Below are 622 nucleotides of genomic sequence, written 5' to 3' on the forward strand. Positions count from 1 at the left end.
TGGCAGGTACATCGATGAAATCAGAATCTCCTAGATACTCAGCTCGATCGGCATAAGCCAGTTGCATGGCCTCAGCCATCAAATGAATGGTTTGTGCGCTATTTTGCCCGTAGTCTTTGAGCGGATAGCCTTCTAAGATATTTAAAATCTGCACGATGTGAATACCACCAGAAGAGGGCGGCGGCATCGAGACAATCTCATAACCGCGGTAATCTCCTTTCACTGGCTCGCGAGCGATGGCTTCATAATTGGCCAAATCCTGCAAGCTCATACTGCCGCCAGCGTCATTAACGGCCTTGACCAGCTTGCTTGCAGTTTCACCTTTATAAAAGCCATCAGCACCTTGTGCAGCAATTAATTTCAGAGAGCGAGCAAGCTCGAGCTGCTTTAAGCGTTCACCTGGTTGATAGGCGCTGCCATCTGCTTTAAAAAATATTTTTTGGGTGCTCGGCCATTTCTGCAAACGATCGCTCAAGGCTTCTAGCGACTCCGACAAACCAGCAGTAACTTCTATACCATCTTCAGCCAATGCAATGGCGGGCGCCATTACTTGTCCGCGGCTCATGGTGCCATGATCTTCCAACGCTTTTAGCAGTCCTGCTACTGTACCCGGTACCCCAAC

General features: G+C 49.2%; 1 protein-coding gene. It reads right to left on the minus strand.

Annotation, left to right across the window (positions count from 1 at the left end; all coding sequences use genetic code 11):
• Positions 1 to 622, minus strand: a 622-nt coding sequence (locus tag ACS8FD_RS21995; RefSeq protein ID WP_439277433.1) for a gamma-glutamyltransferase, incomplete at both ends; no start/stop codon positions are given.

This window comes from Psychrobacter sp. 1U2, assembly GCF_051847575.1.